We start from the raw sequence: 23,269 nt of genomic DNA, 5'->3' as shown, positions 1-23,269 counted from the left end.
CAAGGCCCAGACCGAAGAGGGCAAGGCCACCACCGACGAGAACAAGGCCCAGACCGAAGAGGGCAAGGCTACCCTCGACGAGAACAAGGCTCAGACCGAAGAGGGCAAGGCCGTCCTTGACGAGGCCAAGTCGCAGAACGAGGAAGGAAAGGCCGTCCTCGATGAGACGAAGGCGAGCGAGGCCCAGGCCGGCGACGCCCGCGACCGGACGGACACCTCAGCCCAATCGGCGGCGACGGCCGACACCGAGGCTCACGGCAGCGCGCAGAGCTCGACCGCGGCTGACTCTGAAGCCCAGGGCGCCGCCCACTCCGCCACCGGAGCCGAGGGCGAGGCCACGACCAGCGCGCAGGGCGCAAAGACGGCGGAATCCGAGGCGCACACCGCCTCCGAGACGGCCCACGCCAGCGCCGCCAGCGCCAGCCATGCCACCGAGGAGGCCTCCAGCCATTCCACCGCCGCTGGCCAGCAATCGGAAGCGGCTACCACGGCCGCCAGCACGGCGCAGACAGAGCAGCAGTCGGCGCAGAGCCACGCGTCCGACGCGGACGCGGCGCGCAACGCCACCGCCGCAGCCCAGGCGGAGGCCGAAGCGCATCGCGACGCGGCTCAGCACGCCAGCGAGGGCGCCGAGGAGGAGCGTGCGCGGGCGAGCGACGCCCAGTCCGAAGTCCAGCGCCTGTTGGCCGAGGTGCAGGAGTTGAAGGCCCAGACCGAGCAGGAACTGGAGGCTGCGCGGCAGGCCCGCGAGGACGCCGAGCGCGAGCGCGAGGCGGCCATGCAGGCCGCGCAAATGGCCGAACAGTACGCCCAACAGGCGATGCAGGCGGCCTCCGAGGCCTCCAGCGCCGCCTCGCAGGCCTCGATGCACGCGTTCTGAACCAACGGGTCCCACGTCGCGTCATGAGTACAGTTGCGTCCCCTTCGCCCCCTGGGCTCGGACTGAGGCAAGCGCTGGACGACCTCCAGCGCGCCGCCGGCGTGCTGGAGCGAGGCCAGGCGGACACGCCGCTGGCGGATGAGCTGGCCCGCATCCAGGGCCTCGGCCCTCGAGACCCGCTGACAATCGTGATCCTGGCGACGGACGAGGAGACGCGCGCACGCGCGTTGAGCTGGGCGTTGGGCCTGTCGGCGTCGGATCGCGAGCCGTTACTGGCGACGCCGCCCGTGCGCATCCCGGACCTGCAGGTGGGCCCGCGCCAGCCGGGCGAACCCCTGCCGCCCGCCGGCGACTTGGCGGGCCGTATCTCAGCGGCCGGGGGGGCGGGGTTGACGGTCGGCCTGCCGGCGGCCTTGGAGACGCTGGTCATCTGTCCGGCGCCGGCCGACGTCGTGGCTCGGTCGACGCGGCTGACGGGCTCACGGCTCGTGATCGTCGCGCAGCGAGTGAGGCAGGACCCCAGCGAATTACAGGCGGCGGTGGATGAACTGACGTCGGCCGGGGCGGTGCTCTGGCGCGTCGCGTTCCAGGGACCGACCGACCCGTCGCTGCGACCCGGCCTCCCTCCCGCCGGCGTGGTGGCGCTCGCGCCGATCTCCGTCGCCGATGACCTGACGCCTGAGGCGAACCTGATCTCCGGGCCGCGGGCCCAGGATGTGCGGCGGCAGATCGCGGCGCTGGAGCAGGCGCGCGCGGGGCTGGCGGCGAGCGAAATGATCGGGGATCGGCGACAGGCCGAGGAGCGCCTCTTGCAGGCGCGGCAACGGCGCGAAGTCGATCAGGCCCGGCCTGCGGACGCCGCCACGCCGGACGATGAGTCGCGCCAGCGGCTCGACCGGCTGAAGGGGCAGGTCGCCGAGGAACTCGGCCGGCTGACCCAGGACCTGCGCGACTCCGGCCGCCGCGCCGGCCTGCGTAACAGCGAGATTTATCAGCTCTCGGAAGAGCTCCTGGGCAACCTTCGCGGCCAGGATCTGGCGCAGGAACCCGCCGGCAAGAAAATCCGCCTCAGCCTCAAGCCCGAAGTGGCTGAAGAGCTGAAGGCGCGCTTCACCGAGGCGCTCAAGGGGCAGATAGAAGCCGACGCGGAACGCATCCGTTTGGCCGTCGCGCGACTGGATGAGGCGTTTGACCGCGCAGGCGCCGAGATGGGCGTCCCCGAGCGGATGCGGATGGGCCCGCCGGACGTCGTGGACGAGATCTGGACGCCGATCGAGGAGGCGCTGCACCTGCAGGTCCGGTACCGGGGCGAGATGCGCAAGCGGGGCTTTGTCCAACGCCTGGGCGAGGGGCGTCGTCTGCTCTTCGTGGTGCTAATGGTTCTGTCGTTGATCGGAGGATTCCTGGGATTCAACGTCCGGCGCATGACCGGGCTCGCGCCCGTCTTCCTGCTCGTCTTCCTGGGCGCGGTGGGGTGGACCTTCTATTCATGGCGCAAGGAGGACGACATCAACTTCGACGACGAACTCCTGCGGCTGCGCGACGTGCTTTCACCCGAGCTGTCGCGGATGCTGGGGGACGTGCTGCGCGAGCGGCAGGCGCGGTTGCAGGGCGTCCTGGAAGACGTGCGTCGCAACGCCCTCGGAGGGATCGATACCCTGCAACGGGCGGCGGGCGCTGCGCGCCTCCAGCGCGCCGAGGGCGATCGGCGCAGCGCCAGGACGCGGCTCAAGGTCGTCGAGGATCGCCTGCGTGAGGTGCAAGGCCTAGGGCCGGCCCTACAGCGTGCAGTCGGCGGGCTGGAGCGGGCGGCCGGAGAAGCGCGGCGCGAATTGGGCGCTCCGGCGCGCGCGCCTTCAACGCCTCCGGCTTGACGGTCCGCTCATGAATCCCGGCATCGACCTCGGCACGACGTATTCGATGATCGCGCATGTGAATGCGTTCGGGCATCCGGCGCTGTTCCCCGATCTCAATGACGCAGGCCAGTTCCGCACCGCCAGCGCGGTCTACCTGGGCGCCCAGGGCTGCCTCATCGGCGGCGCCGTCGATGACCTTCTCGAAGAGGTCCCGGACGCACAGGTGGCGAGGTTCGTGAAGTCGCTGCTGACCCGACCCGACTTCAGTTACGTCGATCATCAGGGCCGTGAATGGAATGCGGTCGGCCTTTCCGCGCTGATCCTGCGCAAGATGCTGCGCGACGCCAGCGTGTTCTCGGGCGAGGACATAGGCACGACGGTGCTCACCGTGCCGGCCCAGTTCACCGACGAGCAGCGGCGTGCGACCCGGGCGGCGGCCCTCCTTGCGGGGCTCGAAGACGTGCGCCTGATCGAAGAGCCAGTCGCTGCCGCGGCGTTCTACGGCCAGGAGGAGGGCGATGCCGATCGCACCCTTCTGGTCTACGATTTCGGCGGCGGCACCTTCGACGTCACCCTCCTGCAGACGTCGCCGGATGGCCTTTTCGTCCTGGCCAGCGACGGCGACGCGGCGCTCGGCGGCCGCCACATCGACCAGGCCATCATGGAGTTGACCGACGCCGAGATGCTGGGAAGGCTCGGCGTCTCGCCCCTGGCCGACCCGGCCACGTCTCAGCGGCTGCGGAGGGTGGCGGAAGAGGCGAAGATCAGCCTCTCGCGACCAGGTGGGCCAGCCGTCCGCCGGTCGGTTATGCTCATGGGTCAGCCTTGGGACTTCACGCTGTCGCGCGCCCAGATGGACAGCATCGCAGGGCCCGCCGTGGCGCGTTCGATCGAAGCCTGCGAGCGATGCCTGGCGCAGGCGGGCCTCGACTGGCGCGACATCGACAAGGTGATGATGACCGGTGGCTCTTCTCTGTTGCCCCAGGCTGGGGCGGCGGTGTCGGCCAGCTGGGGACGGCCGGCCTCGGACCTGTCGCTGAAACAGCCCCATCAAGCTGTCGCATACGGTGCGGCGATCCTGGCCCAGCGTTTCGCCGCCGATCCGGGCGCGTACACCCGGCTCCGACAGGTCGCGACGGCCGATCTCTGCCTGAGGGTCCGTGACGCAACGACCGGGGCTACGACACTGGAGGCCCTGATCGCGCGCAACACGCCCCTGCCCGCCGCATGTCGACGCACCGTCTTCACCTCGCGCGCCGACCAGACGCACGTGACCCTGGAGTTCATGCAGGTTCGCGGCGACGGAGCGGCGGAGACGAGCCTCGGGCGGTTCAGCTTCGGGCCGATCCTGGCCCCTCGCGCGGATTACCCCGTTGATCTCGAGATCGGCTGCAACGCCGAAGGCCTCGTGCGGGTGACGGCGATGGATCCGCTAACGGGGCGATCGATCGACCGGGTGCTGCAGGAGGAGTCGGCGGGCACGATCCCCGTCGAGAGCCAGCGGCCGCTTGTGGCGTCGGTGAGCCTGGGCGCATACTGAAGCTATGGGGGAGGCGTGAGCGTGGACGTCGATGCGGCGCGGCGGCTTTTGGGCTTGGACGCAGACGTTTCGCGCGAAGCCCTTTCGACCGTTGTCTCCGAGCGGTCTGCCGCCCTTGAGGCTCGTATCGCCTCGGCGCCGACAGACGCGCTTCGGAGCAAGTTCAGCCGCCAACTCGACGACCTGCGGGAGGCTCAGGCGGTGCTGATGGGCCGGGACGACGGCGATGCGGACCTGCCGGTCGCCCGCCCCCAGGGCGCCCCGGTCGCAGCGGCGACGGTGTCCCCCGACGACCCGCGGCTGGCGCTGGGCGAGCAGATCTGGGCCGGCGGCGGCGCCGTGGCCAGCTTCGCGACCTTGTTCCCTGACGGCGAGCGCCGCGTCGTGTGCCTGCCCGGGAGCGGCGCCGACGAGCCCCGCCTGGCGACCCTGGCGGCAGCCTGGCAGTCTGACGAGCCGCTGGACTTCACCGCGGGCGTAGTCGGTGGTCGCAATTACGTCAGTTTCCGCGCCGACGGCGGGATGACGCTGCGCAACGAGATCGACGCTGCGCGAAAGGTTCGGCGCCTTCCTGAGCCGAGGATGGCCGCGGTCGCGGTGGCGCAACTGGCGCGGAGTCTAGCAGCCGCTGGCGACGGACTGCGGCCCCGCGAGCTGACACCCGACAGTGTGTGGCGCACCGCCGGCGGTCGACTCGTACCGCTGGCGCTGGTGGCCGCGGGGGGGCTCGCCACGGGAGTCGACCAGGCGGCGCTGGGGCGGCTCCTTTGGGAATGGCTGTCGGGCCAGCCGATGGGCGAGGGCAGCGACCTCCGCGCCGTGCGCCCGGATGCGCCGCCGCATGTGGCCAAGGCGGTCGCGCGGGCCGTTTCGCCGGGAGGCCGTCGATTCCCCGACCTCAACGGTTTGGCGGCCGCGCTCGAAGGTAGCGATCAACGCATCCGGTTGCCGGGCCCGTTGGGCGTGTGGTTGCCCGAGATCGACCGTAGGCGCCTGCTGTTTGGCGGCCTGGGCGCGGCGGCGGCCCTGGCGGTAGGTCTCTCGTATCCAGCCTGGAAGTCCGCCGCCCCCTGGCGGGGCCTAAACTCGGGCGCCGAAGCCGCGCGGCTGGCAGGCGTCGTGAAGGTGATGTCGCAGCGCGCCGAGACCCAGCTGGCCAAGGCGCGGAGCGACGCCGATCGCGCCGAGCAGGATGCGCTGCGCCTACAGGAGCGGCTGGAGGGTGCGAACTCGAGCAGCGACTACGATGAGATTCTGCCGCGCTTCGTAGAGGCAGACCTTGAGAAGACGCGCGTCGCGGCTCGGCGCGACGCTCTGCAAGCCAGGGCGGCGACGGACCTCGAAGGCGCCCAGGTGCGGCTGGCCGAAGCCGAGGCGCTATTGTCGGCAGGCGACACGCGCGGGGCGCTGGAACGCTTCAAGATCCTGGAAGCCGACTATCGTCGGCTCGCGGCGATGGACGGCGAGCTGCGCAATGCGGCCAGCAAGGCGGAAGCGGCCGCCGCCAGCCGCCTGGCGGGTGCCTGGTCTGACGGCGACTGCAAGGCGGCCAGCCAATGGACGTTCGCGGACGGTAAGCTCTCGGTGTCGTGGCCGGGGCAGGGCGTCTACCGCGAGCGCCTTATCGGCGCCGACGGATCGACCATCTTCACAATTGGCGAGGCGCCCGAGGCGCAAGCGGGCCGCGCCTTTCGCTACCGCCTCGAGGGCGACGAACTCGCCGCCGAGGAGATGGGCGCGAGTCCCACCCGTATGAGGTTGAAGCGATGCTGAGCCGTCTTCGCGCCGCCCTGTTGATTTGCGCGGTCGCTGCGATCGCTGCGCCTGCCGCGGCGGTCGTGGTTCCCAAGCCCCCTGCAGCCCAGCCTCAGCAGGGCGGCGGCAAGGCCAAGCCGTCGAAGCCAGCGGCTCCAGCTGCGCCGGTTGTCGCCCCGCCGCCCGCGGCGCCGGTCTCGCCGCTGCTGGTGCGCCGTCGCGCGGCCCCGCCGCCGCTGGCCGGCGCAGACTACGAGACGGCGGGCGAGGGGTTCTCTGAAGGCCAGGGCTGGACGCTCGCGGTCGTCGGCGGCAGCACGGCCAACTGCAGCGGGGCGCTGATGGTCCGGCGCAAGAACGGCCCCGGGGCCTACGAGGGCGACGCAACGTTCGCCTGCCAGGGGCCGGAAGCGGTGGCGTTCAAGCGGGCGACGACGTTGCTGGAGATGCCGGACGGCGTGATCGTCACGTTTGGGGTCGGCACAGCCGATCGCGGGGGCCCAGCGTGGCCGCCCGTGCGGCTGATGCGAGAGTCGGCCGATCGCCTGACTGGCGCTGTCCAGGGCGCGGATGGCAACATCGCCTTCACGCTGGCCCGCAACGGCGGCTGATCGCGCTCAGCGGACCAGCCGACCCATTGTCTCCACTGCCAGTTGGGCGCCCACCGTTTCGGGCGTGGTGCGGTTTTCCGTGCGCTTTTCGAACCCGCCGGGCGTTGCGGCCCAGCGGCTCGGCCCCGCCGGAGGTTGAGCGGCGCTCAGGAACTGAGCCATCACGGTGGAACTCGGCAGATGCTTCACCTTCACCAGGAAGTTGAAGCCTGTCGGGGAGCTCTGGGTGGCGTTGGGCAGCACCTCGACGAGGTATTGAACACCCTGTTCCAGCGCCACCGATTCCAGCAGTTGCGTATCCGCCCGATCCTCCTTCGAAGCGACGGTGGACATCTTACGGATCAGCGCCGTGCGGTCGACGACTTCGACACCCGACTGGAGCCAGGCAGCCTGGAACGCCGTCTCCAGCCGCGCCGACAGCATCGGGTCGAGGGCGGCGTACTGGCCCGGTCCCATGGCGCGCCGATAGGCCTCCTGCATCGCCACCTTGGACTGGGCTCCGCTCTCCGGCGTACCCTGCACCTGCTCGCGGGTGGTGCTTACCTCGGCGTACTGGGTGGTCGCCTGATCGCTGAGCTCGCGGTTCCAGAAGATCAGCAAGGCAGGCCGCTGCGCCGAGGCGTACCAGCGACGGAACGCGGTGGTCGCCTGTTGGCTCTGAGCTTCCGGATTTTCAGGGGGCGGCGCCGCGAGCACCTGGGGCTGGCCTGGTCGGTAACCTGGCGCGGTCGGCGCTTCCGTGCGGTACTGGGCGAGCGCGTGGGCTGGCGCGGAGACTAGCGCGGCGGCCAGGAGAATGGTCTTCAGCTGCATCTTTCCCCCCAGGCGTCGCCGGTTCAGCGGCGCGTGTCCGCCGGTCCAGGATCACGGTCGACCCATACCTCATCCTGTTCGGCTCGAAGCCGGTTCCAGGTGTCGCTGAAAACCGGATCCGACCAGCGTGACCGGTTTCGCGTCGTCAACTCGTGTGTGGTCGTCACGGGCCCCGACCATACCGAACTTGCGATCGAGCTGATGGTGACCGGTCCGCGCGCCTCGAACCGCGGATGCTGAGGGTAGCGCGACAGCTGCTCACGGATCACGGGCAGCACGGGCCCGCGCCGCTGCGGCTCGGCCTGCGCGCTTGCGGGCGCGGCCACAGCTGCCGCGAGCGTCACGCTCAGAACGATGTTCGGCAGCCTCATGGCCTCGTCTCCCAGGTGACGCTTACGGGCGGCTTCAATCCGCCGTCCTCACCTCGATCAGATAGTGCCTCGGATCGCGCGCCAGCGACTTCTCAGCATAGACGCCCATGGCCTTCGACTCGAGAAAAAGGCGGCGCCATCCAGAGGGCGGCTCGGTGGGCGTCATTTGGTCGTTCATGAAGCTGATACGCGCCTCGACCTGCATTGGCTTCCCCGTGCAGTTCACCAGGCGCGCCACGACTTCGACCGTATCGGTCTGGGTCTTCTGGGCTACGACGCCCTGCACCATCAGCTTGCGCTGCAGTTTCTTGTCGACCAACTGCACCGTCTCCAGGGGCACGGGCGAGAATGCGCCCCGCACCAGCGGTGTCAGCATCGGGCCCGAAGGCCGGTCGCGTCGGGCCTTCGAGAAGTCGCACTTCAGTACGCCCTGAGCAGCGACGGGCCTGAGGTCGGCGGCGGCGGGAGACGACAGGACCACTCCCAGCGCCGCGATGGCCGCAGTTCGGACAACGCGCGTCATCATGTTGGCCTCACGCTACCGATAAACGACGTCGTCGGCGCCCGCGCGCTCGAACTCGTAGACGTTGCTCCAGGTGACGATCCCGGTCTCCAGGTCCACCAGTTCGAAGGTGATCTGGTTGTAGCGCTGGATCATCCCCGTGCTGGCTTGCGCCTGGTCAAGCGACGAGATGCGACCGGTCAGCCGGAAGTCTGCGCCCGCCTGTGCGCGGGTCATGCCGGTGGTGCCGACGTCGGTGACGCCTTCACGCTTCAGTTGGCGCTCTGCCGCGACCATGTCTGCGAACTCGCGGCCCACGAACACCAGGCGCCCGGCCGAGGCGCGGTTGAGCCCCACCCGGAGGCGATCGGTGATGATCGCCTTGTTGATGCGCTGGGTGGACTCGTTGCGGAAATAGGCGTCGTCGATGATCACCCGCGGCGCGGTGGTCCGCCCGGCGACGTCGGGCACCGACAGGATATCCCGCGCCATCTGGTCGGACATGGAGATGATGTCTCGACCCTCGATGCCTACGCCGGCGATAGCGCCGCGACGGGACGGATCCAGTTCCTGCGCCTTGCTGCCTGAGGTGTTGGGACGCTTCGGGCCGGCCTCCGCGCTGCCGGCAATCACCAACACGACCGCGGCGCACGCCGCCCCGTACGATCGCAAAATACGCATGAAATCCCCCCGTATGCGGCGGCGACGATAACACGCTGTGTAGCTTGACGACAGTTCGTCGAACGCCGGCTGGTCCGTTGACTCGGGCCGCTCACCGCCACAGCATAGCTTTGACATAACGGGTTACGGCGAGGGGGGTCGTGATGCGGGAGAGCGTTGAAAGACAACGCGCGAGGGTCGTCGCGACGAGTCGCAGGCTGGCTGCCGGCGTTTCGATCTTGGCCCTGCTCGCGACCAGCGTGTCGCCGGCCTGGAGCGCGCCGGCCAAGCCGCCGAAGGAAGCCGACATTGCGGCCTATCTGGCCGATAAGCCTCCTGCCCTGCATCCCTTCTTTCGCAGCGTGATGTTGGAGGGCGAACGAAACCGCGTCCTGAACCTCAACCGCGCCGGACTGGCCGCGCTGCAGCTGGGCGACGACGCGACAGCCGCCCTGGCCTTCGATCAGGCGCTCGAGCGCATCGAGGCCATCTACGCTGACAATGAAAAGGCCAAGAAGGCGCGGTCGCTGTGGGTCAAGGAGTCCACCAAGGACTTCAAGGGTGAGCCCTACGAGCGGGCCATGGCCTTCTACTATCGCGGCGTCGTCTACCTTCGTCAGGGGGACTACGAGAACGCTCGCGCCAGCTTCCAGCAGGGTCAGCTCCAGGACGCGTTCGCCGAGGCCGAGACGTACAAGTCGGACTACGCGAGCCTCGAGGTGCTATCGGGGTGGGCCAGCCAGTGCCTTGGCGACCAGGGCCGGGCCGACGAATTCTATCAGCGCGCCAGGGAAATTCGGCCGGATATCGCCATTCCCAAGCCAGAGGATCGCGTCCTGCTGCTCGCCGATGTCGGCGTTGGGCCGCAGAAGTGGGCCGATGGGCAGTACATGGAGAACCTTCGGTTCCGCGGCGTCGCCTACGACGAGGCGGGTGTGACCTTCCTCGGGAGTGATGCTGAGCACGCTCTTCTGGGGCGCGCACAGGCGGCCGTCGACGCGTTCACGCAGGCCACTCAGGCAGACGAGCAGGCCGCCAAAGCTCTGAAGGACCAGGAAGCCTTGGCCGCGAACCAGCGCGCCCTGGCCCAGGCCACCGCCCAGACTCTCGAAGCGGCGCTTCTGACGCCGCCCGAGGCGACCCCAGCGGAGCCGCTCGCCGATCCCGCCAGCCCCGCGCCCGCTAAGCGCCCGGCCCCGGCAACGGCGAAGGCAGCCGCAGCCGCAGCAGCCGCTGCGGCGCGCGAGCGTGACGTCGAGCTCCTGGCGCTCGAGCGTGTGGCGCTGAATGCGGCGCTGGCCGCCGACAAGTCGGGCGCCGACCTCGCGGGCGTGCGGGAGGCGTCGCTGAAGGCGCAGGCCGAGGCGCAGGTCAGCGGCCAACGCCGCAATGAGGCCCTCGCGTCACTCCAGCCCTACGGACTGCAACTGACCGAAGCCGCCCGCGCGCACGTCGAGGCGCCGACGGTGGCGCCGACGGTGGCCACGTCGGGCGAAAACCTCCTCTGGCAGGCCAGTACGCGTGGCGGCCGGATGATCGATGCGGTTCTGGCCGGGAAGGCCCAGTTCAAGGAGAACGCCACCGAGTTCGGCAACACGATGACCCAGGCGTCGCTGATCGCGGTCCAGACCGCGAACCAGATGACGATGCAGGCCCAGAGCCTCCAGGCGCAGGGCTACAATGTGAACAACAGTGGCGGAGAGGCGGCCGCCTACGCCGGCATGGCGTTCCTGGCGGTCGGCCTGATCTCGAACATGGCGGCCAAGGCGGCGCGGCCCCAAGCCGACATCCGCTACTGGGATACGCTGCCGGGCGAGATCCGCTACGCCACACGTCCTGGGGAGGCCGGCGCCTATCGCATCGTCCTGCAGGACGCAGGCGGACGCTTCCAGCGCAGCGCCATGTTCGAGGCCAAGGGAACGCCTGGCGGACGTTGCGCCGTTGGCTGGACGCGTACGCGCACAGCCGTTGATGTCGCGCCGTCGGCGCCCAACTCGGAGCTCACCAAGCGATGACCCGCCGCCTTATGCTCGCGCTGGCCGGCGTCGTTGCGATGACCCTGACGCAACCGGCCGTCGCAGCCTCGCGGATCTATCGGACCGATAACACCTGGTACGCCGTCGCGGATGGACGCATCGCGTTCAGCCAGTTCATCGCCGATGGCCCGGACGGCGCGCGAAGTTTCGGCGCCGATCCTGACGCGGAAGCCGTCTACGTTCGCCTGAAGTCCACAGTTCCGGCGAGCTTCAAGCGCCTGGGCGTCACGCTTTCCGAGCCCGCAGGCTGCGCCGAAGCGCCCGACAAGAACGGACGCGGCGTGAGCGGATGGGTGTTCACGTGCGTCTTCCCGCTCGGCGCGCCCGCCGCGAACGCGCCGACCCCGCCAGGTTCGCCTGCGCCTGCAACGCCGCCCCCGGCGCCCCAAGTCGTTGCGTCGGCCCCAACACGCCCGGCCCCGGTGAAAACGACGGTTCCGGCGGCGCCGGCTGCGCCCAAACCGGCTGTCCAACCCAAGGTCGAGCCTGCGGCCCCGAACGCAGTCTTGGCCAGCGCCACGCCAACTTCCGCACCACGGCCTGCGCAGACTGAGTTGGTGGCTTTGCCGTCAGGTGGCGGAGACGCCGACCTGAACGCGCGTGTAAAGGCTGGGCTTGAGCAGATCGACGCTCGCAACGCAGCCCGTACCGCCGAATTCGAAGCAGCCAAGAAGGCCACTGCCGACGCCTACGCGGCGCAGATCGCCGCCTACCAGGCTCAGGTGCAGGAAACCGAGCGAAAGCGGCAAGCTGACCTCGAAGCGTGGAAAGCACGCGTGGCCGCCTGCAAGGCCGGCGACACGTCGCAGTGTGGTCAATAGGATTGGCCGAGGGGCGGGCGCTTAGCCCCTGCTGGCAGCGAGTTATCAGGTGTGAGGCGCATTCGAACGAACAGGTGGGTGCTGTCAGTCCAAGTCTAACTAGTCTCCAGCCGGGCGCATTTCCCCCAACCCGAACGGCCTCACTCGACGAGCGACTTCCACTCAGTCAGGGCGGCTGAGCGGCGTTCCCGGTAGACGTGGCGGCTGATGAGGTGGCGCTCCTGGTTGAAGTGGTTGTGGAAGGCGGCGTGGGTCGAGGTGAACTGCTGAAGCGTCTTCATCCGTCGGAACCGCAACATCGCACGTTCCCGTCGTCGGGAGGGTTGGTGAGAGTTCTCAGCCCGGTTGTTGGCCCAGCGACCGACCTCCTGCCGCTCGGCGACATTGAGCTCGCTCATGGCGGCTTTGTACGAGCGGAGCCCGTCGGTGGTGATCGACCTGGCGCACCCGTGTCGCTTCATCAGCTTCTTCATGAACTTAAGCGCCGCGGCCTTGTCGCGGGTGGTGGTCACAAGGGACTCCAACACCTCGCCTTCGTGATCGACGGCGCGCCACAGGTACTTCATCTCGCCCTGGACCCGAACGTAGACCTCGTCGAGATGCCACTTCCAATGCGTGTGCTGGCGCATGGCTGCCACGCGCTTCGAGCGGATCTTCGACGCGAACATCGGACCGAAGCGGTTCACCCACTTGCGGACCGTCTCGTGGCAGATGTCGACGCCGCGCTCGAACGCCAGGTCTTCCACGTTGCGCAGCGACAGCGGGAAACGGACGTACAGCATCACCACCATCTGGATCACCTCCGGCGAGGAATCGAACCAGCGGAAGGGGTTGTCGGACTTGGCCATGACGGCCGTCTCAGCCGCTTCGGTTACCGGGTGGTGAGTTTGGGCTGACAATGCCATTTTCGACGGTGACGGCGAGCCCATGAGCCCGACGTTCACGCGAGGGGCGAAGGGGCAGGTGTACCGCTACTACGTCTCGACCGGTGTGCAGACGGGACGGCGCCGGTCATCACTGGACGATGCGATCCGGCGTGTGCCCGCGGCGGCCATCGAGCGTCTGGTGCGGGATTCGGTTCAAGACACCCTGGACGCGGTGGAACGGGTCGAGGTCCATCCGACATGCGTTCATATCGTGATTGATCCGGTGGGGCTGCTGGGCCGTCCCTTAGACCCCGCCGACGCGGCGATCGAGGTCCAGGCCCGACTTGCTGTGAGCCAGAGGGTTCTTGTCGAGGCTGGGACTCAGGCGCGTGTGCGGATCATTCAATCCGTGCGGCTGGCGCTCCGCGGCGGCAAGATCGTGATCACCGACGTTAACGGGAGGCGCGCCGACCCCCATCAGCGGACCGATCTGGTGCTCGCTCGGGCCCTGCGCACCTCGCACGAGTTGCTGGCCGGGCTCGGCGACGGAGCGGTCGGACGCCCGGAACAGGCCATACTCGCCGCGTCCCCGGCCAGCGCCTACGATCGCAACCTGATCAAGCTAGCCTTCCTGGCTCCCGACCTGCAGATCCGGATCCTGGAGGGGCGCCAGCCGTCGGGGCTTACCCTGCAGGCCATCATCGGGGCGGACCTTCCAGCGTCCTGGCCGGATCAGTTGGCCTGGGCCGAGGCTCTGAACTGAATTCCCTGCTCCTAGAAAAACTCCCTGCTCTGCGCGGGAAATTCCCTGTTCATCGCGTTACAAAATCCCTGCTCCGCGAGGCTCTCGTTCCCTGGTCTCGGACGCCAGGCGACTGACTCTGTGGGGAAATCTCCGCGCGGCATCCGGTTTGCGACGCCAGAGAATGCAGAAATTCCCTGCTAATTTCCCTGTTAGCAGGGAAACTCCACTGGATCGCAGACGCGCGGAGACGCGGCCCAGCAATCGGCCCGGCTGGGCCCGATAGGGCGCCCGGAGAGGCGTCTCTGACGGGAGTTAGGCTGGGAATAGACCCGCGAAGTCCGCCGGTTGGGGCGGGCCGCAGCGAAAATCAGGGATATCGGCTGACTAGATGGCGGTGAGAGAGGGATTCGAACCCTCGATAGAGTTTCCCCTATACACGCGTTCCAGGCGTGCGCCTTCAACCACTCGGCCACCTCACCACGCCGCGGCGGGGGGCGGGCCCCCGAGCGGAAGGCGGGCATATACCGTCAGGTGGGCTTTGGGAGCAAGCGGCGGTTCGCCGCCGCCTTGAGGCGGGTCGGGTTGAACAGGGACGCGGCCTCGCGGGCGGCCAGCGCGGCTTCCAGGCGCCGGGAGTGGCGGAGCCAGCGGGCGAGGTCGGTAGAGGCGTCGGCGCGACCCTCGCGCATGGCCTGTTGCAGGGCGGTCAGGCGGGTGTCGGCGGCGCGCAGGCGGGCGACCTCGGCCGGCAATGCCTTGTAGCGTTCGTCGATCAGGCCCAGGCGGGCGCGGGCGGCCGCGACCATCAGGATGGCGGTGGGGCGATCGCCTGCGGCATAGGCCCGATCGGCGGCGGTCAGGGCGCGGCGGGCGTCGGCGAGCAGGGTTGCCGGGCGCAACGGCGCACGGGCCTCGGCTGGGCAGGCCCCGGGCGAGAGGGCGCGGACATAGGCGGCGAGGCCCGCCAGCACGGCGGGCGGCGGCTCCCGCCCGTCGAACTCCTCGACGATGAGGCCGCGGATGAAGGCCGGGAGCTGATCGGGGGCCACTTTCAGCCGGTCGCGCGGACCCGAAAGGTCCGGGATTGGCCGCGGGTCGTGGACGCCATTGCCTCGATGACTGGAGAACAGCGACAGGGTGACGTCGGCGGTCCCCGGCGCGCCGGACGCGCCGGGGAACTGGAACTCAGGATTGCCGCGTCCCGAGCGGTGGCAACTCTCGCAGGTGAGGCTGACGCGGGCGGCCTGGCCGCCCAGCAGCAGCGGCGTGCGGAATGCAGCGCGCCCCACCTCCACGGCCTGGGCGGCGGCGGGGTCGGCGGGTGTGTGGAGACACTCGGTGGGCTGCGACGCGAAGGTCGCCACGGGGTCGGCGTCCGGCGTCACCCAATGCAGGGCCTGGAGCGGCTGAGCGACCTCGGCGGCGGTCGCGGCGGCGAGGAAGCCCGCGGCGGCGAGCGCCAGCCCGGCTAGAGCCCCGGTTCGCCGCCGGCGTCGATCCAACGGCGCAGCTCCTCGGCTTCGGCGCACCCGTAGGCACAGGACGCGTCCAGTTTCGCCAGCATCTGCCGGGCGCCGGTCATGTCGCCGCGCTCGACCTTGAGCTCGCCGTAATACTCGGTGGCGCCGCGGTGGTCCGGCGCGATGGCCAGGGCCTGCCTGTAGTAGCCCTCGGCCCGGTCGAACTGGCCCTTCTTGCGCCAAGTGTAGCCCTGGTAGGTCAGGATGTCGGGGTGTGGGCCGAAGGCGGCGCGGGCGGCGTCCAGCGAGGCCAGGGCCTCGTCGTAGCGCTTCTCGTTGATCAGGCCGACCGCCTGGACATAGGCCCGGTCGCCGGCGTCGGCCGAGAAGATCAGGCCGCTATGCTCGAGCGCGGCGCTTGCGCCGGTCGCGCCGGCGGGCGTCATGGCCTTCTCGACGTCGGCGGCCAGGCTTCTCAACGTGGCGCAGTTCGACGTGCAGCTGGCCGCGCGGGCCTTCAGCCAGTCGAGTTGCTCCTGGGCCTTGGCGTCCTGCAGCTTGGCCAGCGCGAGGCCCAGGCCGCCGCGGACGGTTTCGTCCTCGGGCGCCAGCTTGAAGGCCCTCTCGTAGGCCCGCTTGGCGCCCTTCCAATTCTCGGCGCCGGCCTGGGCCACGCCCAGCAGCTTCCAGCCGTCGAGGCTCTTTGGCGCGGCGTCGGCCACGCGCTGGGCCGAGCGGGCGGCGGCCTTGTAGTCCTTTTCCTGGATGGCCCGGATGGCCTTGGCGTATTCCTCGGCCGGATCATAGCGGGGGCCGGTGTCAGAGGGCATGCTGCTCATGCCGCCCCCACCGCCGCCGCCGGCGGCCATCGCCCCGGTGATCGAAGCCCCGGCGATCACGCCGGCCAGGAGCACGATTTTCAGAACGCGCATCGGACATCCTCCTCGCGAGCCATCGGGCGTATATTCCCACAAACGGCCTGCCGGTTCAGTTAGGCTGATCACGACATGCAAAACAACGCTCGCACACCTACATACGGGCCGACCCATCCTCCCGGAGGCGCATGATGTTCTTCGCCAAGAAATCCCTCGACCTGCCGACCGCCGACACGGCCCTGGCCGGACGCCCGCACGCGCTGCCGACCGCGGAGACCCACTTCGTCAACGGCCGCCCGCTCAAGGGGCCCTACCCTGAGGGGCTTGAGGTCGCCTATTTCGCCATGGGCTGCTTCTGGGGCGTCGAGCGCATCTTCTGGCAGGTGCCGGGCGTCTACGTGACGGCCGTCGGCTATCAGCAGGGGATCACGCCGAACGCGACCTATGAGGAAGTCTGCTCGGGGCGGACCGGTCATACCGAGTCGGTCCTGGTGGTCTTCGATCCCAAGCTGGTCAGCTATGGCGACCTCCTGAAGACGTTCTGGGAGAACCACGACCCCACCCAGGGCATGCGCCAGGGCAACGACATCGGCACCCAGTACCGCTCGGGCATCTACGTCACGAACGACGCCCAGGCGGCTGAAGCCGCGGCGTCGCGCGACGCCTATCAGGTGGAGCTGTCCAAGCAGGGCTATGGCCGGATCACCAGCGAGCTCCAGCCTGCCGGGCCGTTCTTCTTCGCGGAGGACTATCACCAGCAGTATCTGGCGAAGAATCCGAACGGCTACTGCGGGATCGGCGGCACCGGGGTGGTCTGCCCGATCGGCGTGGGCGTCCGGGCCTAGGTGCGCCCGTTTGACGAAGGACGAACTGCACGCCGCGGCCATGGCGCTGCCGGGGGCGATGCTCGACATCAAGTGGGGCGACGACCACTGCTACTGCGTGGGCGGCAAGATGTTCGCCGCCACTGACCGTGCCTATTCGAACCTTTCGTTCAAGGCCTCGGAGATCGCTTTCGACGTCCTGACCGGAACAGGCCGGGCCGAACCATCGAAATATCTGGCTCGGGCCAGGTGGGTGAGCCTGAAGGACCTCCGGAGCCAGGATGCCGCCGAGGTAGCAGATTGGGTGACGGCGGCGCACGGCCTGGTAGCCGCCAAGCTGCCGAAGAAGCTCAAGGTCGAGCTGGGGATCGCGTGATCAGCCGCGAGGAGATCCAGGCGTTCGCGCTGGGACTCCCGGCTGCGACCATGGTCGTCCAGTGGGGCGGGTCCGACGTCTACAAGGTGGGCGGCAAGGTGTTCGCCGTCGTAGGCTTCGATAACGGCCTGGCCTTCAAGGTCAGCGAGATCGGTTTCGAGGTGCTGACCTCGGACGGCGGGCCGGGCCGCCAGGCGCCCTATTTCGCCAAGGGCGGCTGGGTCGTGGTGGATCCGGATTCCGTGGCGATGGGCGAAGCCTCCGGCTGGCTGGAGGCCGCCCATCAGATCGTTGCCAGCAAGCTCACGAAGAAGGCCCGGGCGGAGTTGGGTCTTTAGCCTCCAGCAACAGCCGGAAATCGTGGATCGCGACCGCGGCCGGTGAGCTGCGTTGGCGCCAGATCAGCAGGGTCAGAGCGCCCAGCGTGGCGGCGATGAACGCCCAGGGGCCGAACAACCAGGCCGCCGCCGCCAGCGCGAAATAGTAGCCGCGGACGCCCGAGTTGAACGATCCCAGCGCCGGGTTCAGCATCCGGGCCAACACGTCGCCATAGGCCTGGCGCTCGGCTTCAGGCAGCGGCTCGGGCGTCGCGCCCATGGCGGCCAGGCAGTAGTTGAGCTGGCGGATCGACCAGATGAAGTCGAGCAGGCCGCGGGCCAGCGCGATCAGCACCAGCCCCAGCTGCATCTCGAACAGCAGGCGCGAAGAGGTGCGCACGATGTCGAGCGCCGAGACCGAGCGGAACGTGGATTCGCCGCCGAACAGCGCGCCCGCCGCCGCCGCGATCAGCAGCAGATTGGACGAGGCGAAGAACGAGGCCGAGTTGAGCGCATGGCCCAGCAGCTGGCCGTCCATCAGCCGCACCTCGCGCCCCGTCATGGTGCGCATCCAGGCCGTGCGGATCACGGTCATGTCGGTGTTCAGCAGGCCGCCGCGCCGCTTTCCGAACGCCGCCAGCAGCGGCTGATAGAACACCCACGCCAGGACGAAGACGGTGAGCGCCAGGGCGTCGTAGGGGTGCACTCAGTCCTCGAGGATCAGGCTGTGCTTGCGGTTGTCGGGCAGGAAGAACACGACGACGAACGACAGCGCCATCAGCGCCGACACATAGACGAAGAAGCCCATCTCGGCGCCGGCCTGCTTGAAGGCGAGGGCGATCGGCTCGGCGGTGCCGCCGAACGCGGCGGCGGCCAGGCCGTAGGGCAGGGCGACGCCCAGCGCGCGGACATTGGCCGGGAACAGCTCGGCCTTCACCACGGCGCTGACGGCGTTGTAGCCCGACATGAGGAACACCATCACCGACACGAGGGCGAAGGCGATCCAGGCGCTGTCCTGCCCTGCGAGCGTGTGCATCAAGGGATAGGAGAGCACGGCGCCCCCTCCGAACGCGATCCAGAGCGTCGCCTTGCGACCCAGGTGGTCGCTGATCCAGCCGAACAGCGGCAGGGCGAGCAGATAGACCACCAGGGCCCCTGCCGTGATCGCCGTGGCCGTCGGCGCGGCGAAGCCGGCCGTCCCGGTGAGGAACTTCGGCATGTAGGTCGTGAACGCATAGAAGGCCAGTGAGCCGCCGGCGGTGAACAGGAAGATGATCAGCGTCTGCCGCGGATAGCGCGTGAACAGCATCATGGTGCGGGCGCGTTCCTCACCGGCGGCCTGGGCGTTCTCGTAGCTTTGGCTTTCGTCCATCCGACCGCGGATCCAGAACACCACCACCGCCATCGCCGCGCCGATGAAGAACGGGATGCGCCAGCCCCAACTCTCAAGGTCGGCCTTGTCCATGGTGGTCTGCATCAGCGCCAGCAGGCCCAGGGCGATCAGCTGGCCCATGACCATGGTCACGAACTGGAAGCTGGACCAGAAGCCGCGGCGGCGCTTCCCGGCCATCTCGGAGAGGTAGGTGGCGCTGGCGCCGTACTCGCCGCCCACCGACAGGCCCTGCAGGATCCTCGCGAACACCAGCAGTATGGGGGCGGCGACGCCGATGGTCTCGTAACTGGGCAGGACGGCGATGATCAGCGAGCCGCCGCACATCAGGCTGACGGCGGCCGTCAGCGCGGTCTTGCGCCCGGCGCGGTCGGCGTAGAGGCCCATCAGCCAGGCGCCCAGGGGGCGGGCGAAGAAGCCCACCGCGAAGACCGCCATGGTCTTCAGGAGCCCGGCCAGTTCATCCCCGCCTGGAAAGAAGTGGTTCGAGAAATAGACCGCGAAGGCCGAGTAGACGAACCAGTCGTACCACTCGACGAGGTTGCCGGCCGATCCCCCCAGGATCGCCTTGAACCGCTGTCCCGCCGTGACGCCAGGCGCCAAGAGGGCCGCCGGAACTTGGGCGTCGGCCCCGGTCTCCGTTGCGGTCATGCATCCTCCCCATCCATCCTGGATGGGATGCTAGGGGCGTTGCGCGCCTGCGCCTAGAGCGGTCGACGGATCAGCGGACCCATCGACCGCGCGGAGCTTCCGCCCGGCGGCGTCAGATCCGACCGAGAAGGACCAGGATAACCACGATGACGAGCACGAGGCCGAGACCCCCGCTCGGCAAATAGCCCCAGCTGCGCGAGTGCCCCCACGTGGGCAGCGCGCCCAGCAGGAGCAGAATCAGAATGATGATCAGGATGGTCCCAAGGGACATGCAGGCTCTCCTCCACAGTCCCCCGACCGCGCAAGGCAACGCTCGCGCAGAGGTCGGGTTCCAGACGCAAGGGCCCGGCGAACGCTAGTCGGCGACGTCGGCGGTGTGGAGTTTGGCGTCGCGGTCGGTGACCTGGAGGGAATACATCAGGCCGATCCAGCCGCCCTTGATGCGCGGCAGGGCGCTGAGGGTCACCGCCGTGAGGCCCGCCAACAGGATCGGGAGGGAGACGTACGCCGGACTCTCCCAGACAATCGGGAAGATCAGCAGCGGCGCGATGATCAGGTGGCCGATCAGGAGGATCGTCAGGTAGGCCGGGCCGTCATCGGCGGGGTAGCGCTGGAGCGGGTGCTCGCACGCGGCGCAACGCGGCTGGACTTTCAGGTAGCGACCGTAGAGGCGGCCCTTGCCGCAGGCCGGGCACTGGTGCGCCAAGCCGCGTCCGATGGAACGGAACAGGGGGTATGCGATCTCGGCCATGCCGGCCATATGCGCCCGATGGCGGCCGGAAGAAAGGCCGCGCGGCGCTTTGGCCGCAGCCTCGCCGACTATTTCTTCGCGTCTTCAGCCGCCCCGGTGACGGCGCGTCCGGCGGCCTGCGCATCCTTGCCCAGGCCCGAGACGGTGTTGCACGCGGAAACCAGGAGCGCGGCGGCGGCCGCGGTGAGAACGATCAGCTTGCGCATGGCGAACCTCTTTGGGCGAAGCCCGTTGACGGTGACGCTTAGGTCTTATGCGCCGGCCTATGCCGTCAAGCTTGCGGCGGCATTGCGGCGCCGCCGGCGCGTCCCATAGGTCGAACGGCGTTCCGGCCTTCAGGCCCATCCCGGGGCGCCGGCGCCTGTTCCGGAGGCGTTGGCCGCTCTTTCGCAGAGAACGCCGTCATCGCAGTGCAACATTGCTTGCGGTATGATTGCTGCAGTGCGAAGAGCCGGCGCGTGGCCTCTGGCCCATCCTGGAGCAGTCTGATGATCGAGTTGCGTACCTTCCCCGGTCTCTTCGTTGGCCGCCGAACCGTGCTCCAGGCCGATGAGGCCCCCCGCGATGGCGAAGGCTCGTCCTTCGCGTGCGGGGCCTGCGGCGAAGAACTGCTCCGCGCCGATCGCAGCTTCCTGGCCGACGTGGTCGTGAAGTGCCGCTGCGGCGAGTTCAACCAGCTCTAGCGCGGTCCCGCACCCTCGCTCTCCGCTCGGTTTGATGCGCTCCAGGGGATGATGCGTTCGATGGGGGACGCGCGCACACTGAGGTCATGAATTTCGCCCTCGGCCAGCTTGTGCTGGCCGCCCACGTCGCTGTCATCGTCTTCAATGTCGCGGGCCTGGTGGTCATTCCGCTGGGCGCGGCCAGAGGCTGGCGGTTCGTGCGGCGGCGCGGGCTGCGGCTTCTGCACCTGGGATCACTGGCGGTCGTCGCGGCGCAGGCGGCGCTCGGCCGGGCCTGCTTCCTCACCGACTGGCAGGCCGCCCTGACCGGCGAAGGCGCCCACGATCCGCTGATCATGCGCTGGATCAACGGTCTCATCTACTGGCCGCTGCCGATGTGGGTGTTCTCGACGATGTACCTCGCCGTTCTCGCCTACGTGGTGGCGCTGTGGTGGTGGGTGAGACCGGAAGCGCGCATACTCCGCTGAACGACCGATCCTGGGGAGGACGAGATGGCGGCTTCGACCCTGCGCCTGGCGGCGGCGCTGTTGATGGCTGCGGCCGTGGCGGCCCCGGCGGCGGCCGGCGGCTACAAGGCCCCGCGCAACGGCTTCGGCCAGCCCGACTTCTCCGGCACGTGGACCAACGCCTCGGTGACCCAGCTGGAGCGTCCGGCGCAGTTCAAGGACCTGGTGATCTCGGAGGCGCAGGCCAAGGCCCTGGAGCAGGGCTATGCGAGGATGCGCTCGTCCGACGCGCGCGACACGGATCCCAACGCCCCCGCGCCCAAGGCGGGCCAGGACGTAGGCGGCTACAACGCCTTCTGGATCGACCCCGGCACACGGGTCGGCGAGATCGCTGGCGAGCGGCGCTCGTCGTGGATCGTCGACCCGGCCGACGGCAAGCTGCCCTACAGCGCCGAGGGCCGGAAGAAGTTCATGGCCGAGGTGGTGAAAATCCAGACCAACTTCGACGGCCCGGAGGCCAGGCAGGTGGCCGAGCGCTGCCTGATGGGCTTCGGCTCGACGGCCGGGCCGCCGATGATGAACGTCCTCTACAACAACACCTACCAGATCCAGCAGGCCAAGGATCACGTGGTCATCGTGGTCGAGATGAACCACGACGCCCGGATCATCCGACTGGCCGACAAGACCCGGCCGCCGGCGCATGTTCGCCTCTGGATGGGCGACAGCGTGGGCCACTGGGAGGGCGACACCCTGGTGGTCGAGACCACCCACTTCAACCCGGGCGAACAGCTGCGGCCAGGCATCCCGACGACCTTCTTCGTCTCGAAGGACGCCAAGGTGACCGAGCGCTTCACCCGCATCTCGGACAGCCAGATTCTCTACCAGTTCACCGTCGACGATCCGTCGGTCTACACGCAGCCCTGGCGGGGCGAGATGCCGCTGAACACGGCCAAGGGTCCAGTCTACGAGTACGCCTGCCACGAGGGGAACTACGCCCTGCCCGGCATCCTGGGCGGCGCGCGCCAGGCCGAGCGAGAAGGCAAGGCGCCCGAGAAGGTCGACGTCGGCGAATAACGGAGGGCGTCAGAACCCGAAGATCCAGCCGGGCGTGAGCGTGCTGAGCTGCACCCCCACCAGGATCATCTGGCCGCCGCCTGTCATGCTGATCACCGTGTCGGCGCCGACCTGTGCCAGGGTGTACTGGGTGCCGGGGTCGAGCTGGACGCGGTCGCCCTGGGCCAGGCTGAAGTCGGTGACGCGGTCGATGCCCGCCTCGCCGAAACTGTGGAAGGTGTCGGCGCCGGCGTCGCCGGTCATGGTGTCGTCGCCGCGGTCACCCGAGACGTAGTCGTCGCCGTCGCCGCCGCGGACCACGTCGTTGTCCTGGCCGCCGCGGATGATGTCGTTGCCCTCGCCGCCGTCGCAGGTGTCGGCGCCGAGATTGCCGTAGACGAGGTCATAGTCGGCGCCGCCGGAGAGGCTGTCATTGTCCTTGCCGCCGACGACCCAGTCCTGGCCCAGGCCGCCCTGGGCGGTGTCATTGCCCATGTTGCCGTTGATGTCGTCGAAGCCCGAACCTCCCGTGATGACGTCGTCGCCGTCTTCGCCCCGCAGATAGTTGGCGCCGCCGGGGTCGCTGATGACGTCGCCGCCGGGGCCTCCATAGATCCGGTTGTCGGCTTCATTGCCGCGTAACAGATCATCGAAGCTGCTTCCCCGAAGACCCTCGATGCTGCGCAGTGTGTCGATGCTCGCCCCGGCCACCATCGGGCCTGAAAGGGGCAGTGTCAGGTCCATGGCGTGGGGCGCGACTTCGTAGCTGGCAACATCGAACCCTTCGCCGCCGTCCAGAAGGTCGTCGCCAGGGCCGCCGCTCAAGGTGTCGTTGCCCTCGCCGCCCATCAGGGTGTCGTTTCCGCTGCCTTCCAGCAGCCTGTCGTCGCCGCCGAGACCCCAGAGGATGTCGTTGCGGTTCAGACTGTGGCCGGGGTCGGTGTCGAGAACATCGTCCCCGGCCGTTCCGAAGAACTCAGCCATGGC

General features: G+C 68.9%; 27 protein-coding genes and 1 tRNA gene. 14 read left to right on the top strand and 14 right to left on the bottom strand.

What is annotated here, in order from left to right:
* The 5 genes from EPN98_RS13860 to EPN98_RS13840 form a co-directional block, all read left to right on the top strand.
* A partial coding sequence (locus tag EPN98_RS13860; protein ID WP_293363389.1) for a hypothetical protein occupies positions 1–880 on the top strand: 880 nt, incomplete at its 5' end.
* A 101-nt stretch (positions 881–981) separates the two neighbouring features.
* Positions 982–2,754: a hypothetical protein gene (locus EPN98_RS13855; protein ID WP_293363387.1), complete on the top strand. Its 1,773-nt coding sequence runs from the start codon at positions 982–984 to the stop codon at positions 2,752–2,754.
* A 10-nt stretch (positions 2,755–2,764) separates the two neighbouring features.
* Positions 2,765–4,276 carry an Hsp70 family protein gene (locus EPN98_RS13850; RefSeq protein WP_293363386.1) on the top strand — a complete coding sequence of 504 codons (1,512 nt, stop codon included), beginning with the start codon at positions 2,765–2,767 and terminating at the stop codon, positions 4,274–4,276.
* Positions 4,277–4,291: 15 nt separating this feature from the next.
* On the top strand, positions 4,292–6,049 hold the full coding sequence (locus tag EPN98_RS13845; protein ID WP_293363385.1) for a hypothetical protein: 1,758 nt from the start codon (positions 4,292–4,294) through the stop codon (positions 6,047–6,049).
* The gene (locus tag EPN98_RS13840) at positions 6,043–6,642 is read left to right on the top strand and encodes a hypothetical protein (RefSeq protein ID WP_293363384.1); all 600 of its coding nucleotides are present in this window, start codon (positions 6,043–6,045) and stop codon (positions 6,640–6,642) included. Before EPN98_RS13845 ends, EPN98_RS13840 begins: the two co-directional genes overlap by 7 nt.
* A 6-nt stretch (positions 6,643–6,648) precedes the next feature.
* On the opposite strand, the gene EPN98_RS13835 is transcribed toward EPN98_RS13840, so the two are convergent.
* From EPN98_RS13835 to EPN98_RS13820, 4 genes are read right to left on the bottom strand one after another with little or no spacing between them, the layout of a single operon-like run.
* Positions 6,649–7,455: a hypothetical protein gene (locus tag EPN98_RS13835; protein WP_293363383.1), complete on the bottom strand. Its 807-nt coding sequence runs from the start codon at positions 7,453–7,455 to the stop codon at positions 6,649–6,651.
* A gap of 23 nt (positions 7,456–7,478) precedes the next feature.
* Positions 7,479–7,826, bottom strand: a complete 348-nt coding sequence (locus tag EPN98_RS13830; protein ID WP_293363381.1) for a hypothetical protein — start codon at positions 7,824–7,826, stop codon at positions 7,479–7,481.
* Between the two features lie 34 nt (positions 7,827–7,860).
* Positions 7,861–8,352: a hypothetical protein gene (locus tag EPN98_RS13825; RefSeq protein WP_293363380.1), complete on the bottom strand. Its 492-nt coding sequence runs from the start codon at positions 8,350–8,352 to the stop codon at positions 7,861–7,863.
* Between the two features lie 12 nt (positions 8,353–8,364).
* Positions 8,365–9,009 carry a hypothetical protein gene (locus tag EPN98_RS13820; RefSeq protein WP_293363379.1) on the bottom strand — a complete coding sequence of 215 codons (645 nt, stop codon included), beginning with the start codon at positions 9,007–9,009 and terminating at the stop codon, positions 8,365–8,367.
* Positions 9,010–9,227: 218 nt separating this feature from the next.
* Between EPN98_RS13820 and EPN98_RS13815 the strand changes: the two genes are divergently transcribed.
* Together EPN98_RS13815 and EPN98_RS13810 are read left to right on the top strand one after the other, a co-directional pair.
* On the top strand, positions 9,228–11,003 hold the full coding sequence (locus EPN98_RS13815; protein WP_293363378.1) for a hypothetical protein: 1,776 nt from the start codon (positions 9,228–9,230) through the stop codon (positions 11,001–11,003).
* On the top strand, positions 11,000–11,845 hold the full coding sequence (locus tag EPN98_RS13810; protein WP_293363377.1) for a hypothetical protein: 846 nt from the start codon (positions 11,000–11,002) through the stop codon (positions 11,843–11,845). The genes EPN98_RS13815 and EPN98_RS13810 overlap by 4 nt, the downstream gene beginning before the upstream one ends.
* 140 nt (positions 11,846–11,985) lie before the next feature.
* On the opposite strand, the gene EPN98_RS13805 is transcribed toward EPN98_RS13810, so the two are convergent.
* Positions 11,986–12,693, bottom strand: coding sequence for an IS6 family transposase (locus EPN98_RS13805; RefSeq protein ID WP_293363376.1), 708 nt, complete (start codon positions 12,691–12,693; stop codon positions 11,986–11,988).
* Between the two features lie 115 nt (positions 12,694–12,808).
* Between EPN98_RS13805 and EPN98_RS13800 the strand changes: the two genes are divergently transcribed.
* Entirely contained in the window at positions 12,809–13,474 is a 666-nt protein-coding gene (locus EPN98_RS13800; protein WP_293363375.1) for a hypothetical protein, read from the top strand.
* Positions 13,475–13,845: 371 nt separating this feature from the next.
* On the opposite strand, the gene EPN98_RS13795 is transcribed toward EPN98_RS13800, so the two are convergent.
* The 3 genes from EPN98_RS13795 to EPN98_RS13785 form a co-directional block, all read right to left on the bottom strand.
* Positions 13,846–13,935: transfer RNA gene (locus EPN98_RS13795), tRNA-Ser, on the bottom strand.
* 48 nt (positions 13,936–13,983) lie between these two features.
* Positions 13,984–14,958, bottom strand: a complete 975-nt coding sequence (locus tag EPN98_RS13790; RefSeq protein ID WP_293363374.1) for a hypothetical protein — start codon at positions 14,956–14,958, stop codon at positions 13,984–13,986.
* Positions 14,925–15,848: a tetratricopeptide repeat protein gene (locus EPN98_RS13785; RefSeq protein ID WP_293363373.1), complete on the bottom strand. Its 924-nt coding sequence runs from the start codon at positions 15,846–15,848 to the stop codon at positions 14,925–14,927. Before EPN98_RS13785 ends, EPN98_RS13790 begins: the two co-directional genes overlap by 34 nt.
* A 134-nt stretch (positions 15,849–15,982) precedes the next feature.
* Here EPN98_RS13785 and msrA point away from each other — a divergent pair, with 134 nt between their 5' ends.
* From msrA to EPN98_RS13770, 3 genes are read left to right on the top strand one after another with little or no spacing between them, the layout of a single operon-like run.
* Positions 15,983–16,636, top strand: a complete 654-nt coding sequence (msrA, locus tag EPN98_RS13780) for a peptide-methionine (S)-S-oxide reductase MsrA (RefSeq protein ID WP_293363372.1) — start codon at positions 15,983–15,985, stop codon at positions 16,634–16,636.
* A 10-nt stretch (positions 16,637–16,646) separates the two neighbouring features.
* On the top strand, positions 16,647–16,991 hold the full coding sequence (locus EPN98_RS13775) for an MmcQ/YjbR family DNA-binding protein (protein ID WP_293363371.1): 345 nt from the start codon (positions 16,647–16,649) through the stop codon (positions 16,989–16,991).
* Complete coding sequence (locus EPN98_RS13770) at positions 16,988–17,329, top strand: MmcQ/YjbR family DNA-binding protein (protein WP_293363369.1); 342 nt, start codon at positions 16,988–16,990, stop codon at positions 17,327–17,329. Before EPN98_RS13775 ends, EPN98_RS13770 begins: the two co-directional genes overlap by 4 nt.
* Here the strand turns inward: EPN98_RS13770 and EPN98_RS13765 are convergent.
* The 5 genes from EPN98_RS13765 to EPN98_RS13745 form a co-directional block, all read right to left on the bottom strand.
* Positions 17,295–18,014, bottom strand: a complete 720-nt coding sequence (locus EPN98_RS13765) for a DUF599 family protein (RefSeq protein WP_293363368.1) — start codon at positions 18,012–18,014, stop codon at positions 17,295–17,297. The two genes, EPN98_RS13770 and EPN98_RS13765, sit on opposite strands and share 35 nt — an antisense overlap.
* Positions 18,015–19,349, bottom strand: coding sequence for an MFS transporter (locus EPN98_RS13760; protein WP_293363366.1), 1,335 nt, complete (start codon positions 19,347–19,349; stop codon positions 18,015–18,017).
* A 112-nt stretch (positions 19,350–19,461) separates the two neighbouring features.
* Positions 19,462–19,620, bottom strand: coding sequence for a DUF3309 family protein (locus EPN98_RS13755; protein WP_293363365.1), 159 nt, complete (start codon positions 19,618–19,620; stop codon positions 19,462–19,464).
* An 84-nt stretch (positions 19,621–19,704) separates the two neighbouring features.
* A complete protein-coding gene (locus tag EPN98_RS13750; RefSeq protein WP_293363363.1) occupies positions 19,705–20,100 on the bottom strand; it encodes a DUF983 domain-containing protein in 396 nt (131 codons plus the stop codon).
* 68 nt (positions 20,101–20,168) lie between these two features.
* Complete coding sequence (locus EPN98_RS13745) at positions 20,169–20,306, bottom strand: entericidin A/B family lipoprotein (RefSeq protein WP_293363362.1); 138 nt, start codon at positions 20,304–20,306, stop codon at positions 20,169–20,171.
* 282 nt (positions 20,307–20,588) lie between these two features.
* On the opposite strand from EPN98_RS13745, the gene EPN98_RS13740 reads away from it, so the two are divergent.
* The 3 genes from EPN98_RS13740 to EPN98_RS13730 all read left to right on the top strand — a co-directional run bounded on the left by EPN98_RS13740 (position 20,589) and on the right by EPN98_RS13730 (position 22,303).
* On the top strand, positions 20,589–20,783 hold the full coding sequence (locus EPN98_RS13740; protein ID WP_293363360.1) for a hypothetical protein: 195 nt from the start codon (positions 20,589–20,591) through the stop codon (positions 20,781–20,783).
* Between the two features lie 86 nt (positions 20,784–20,869).
* Positions 20,870–21,250, top strand: a complete 381-nt coding sequence (locus tag EPN98_RS13735; RefSeq protein WP_293363359.1) for a DUF2784 family protein — start codon at positions 20,870–20,872, stop codon at positions 21,248–21,250.
* 24 nt (positions 21,251–21,274) lie between these two features.
* Positions 21,275–22,303 (top strand): hypothetical protein, encoded by a 1,029-nt coding sequence (locus EPN98_RS13730; RefSeq protein ID WP_293363357.1) that lies wholly within the window; start codon positions 21,275–21,277, stop codon positions 22,301–22,303.
* A gap of 9 nt (positions 22,304–22,312) precedes the next feature.
* On the opposite strand, the gene EPN98_RS13725 is transcribed toward EPN98_RS13730, so the two are convergent.
* Positions 22,313–23,266 carry a calcium-binding protein gene (locus EPN98_RS13725; RefSeq protein WP_293363356.1) on the bottom strand — a complete coding sequence of 318 codons (954 nt, stop codon included), beginning with the start codon at positions 23,264–23,266 and terminating at the stop codon, positions 22,313–22,315.
* Positions 23,267–23,269 lie beyond the last annotated feature (3 nt).

The organism is Phenylobacterium sp., assembly GCF_004299445.1.
GTDB lineage: Bacteria > Pseudomonadota > Alphaproteobacteria > Caulobacterales > Caulobacteraceae > Phenylobacterium.
The sequence above is the reverse complement of the archived record's forward strand: the minus strand, read 5'-3'. Positions and strand labels throughout refer to the sequence as shown.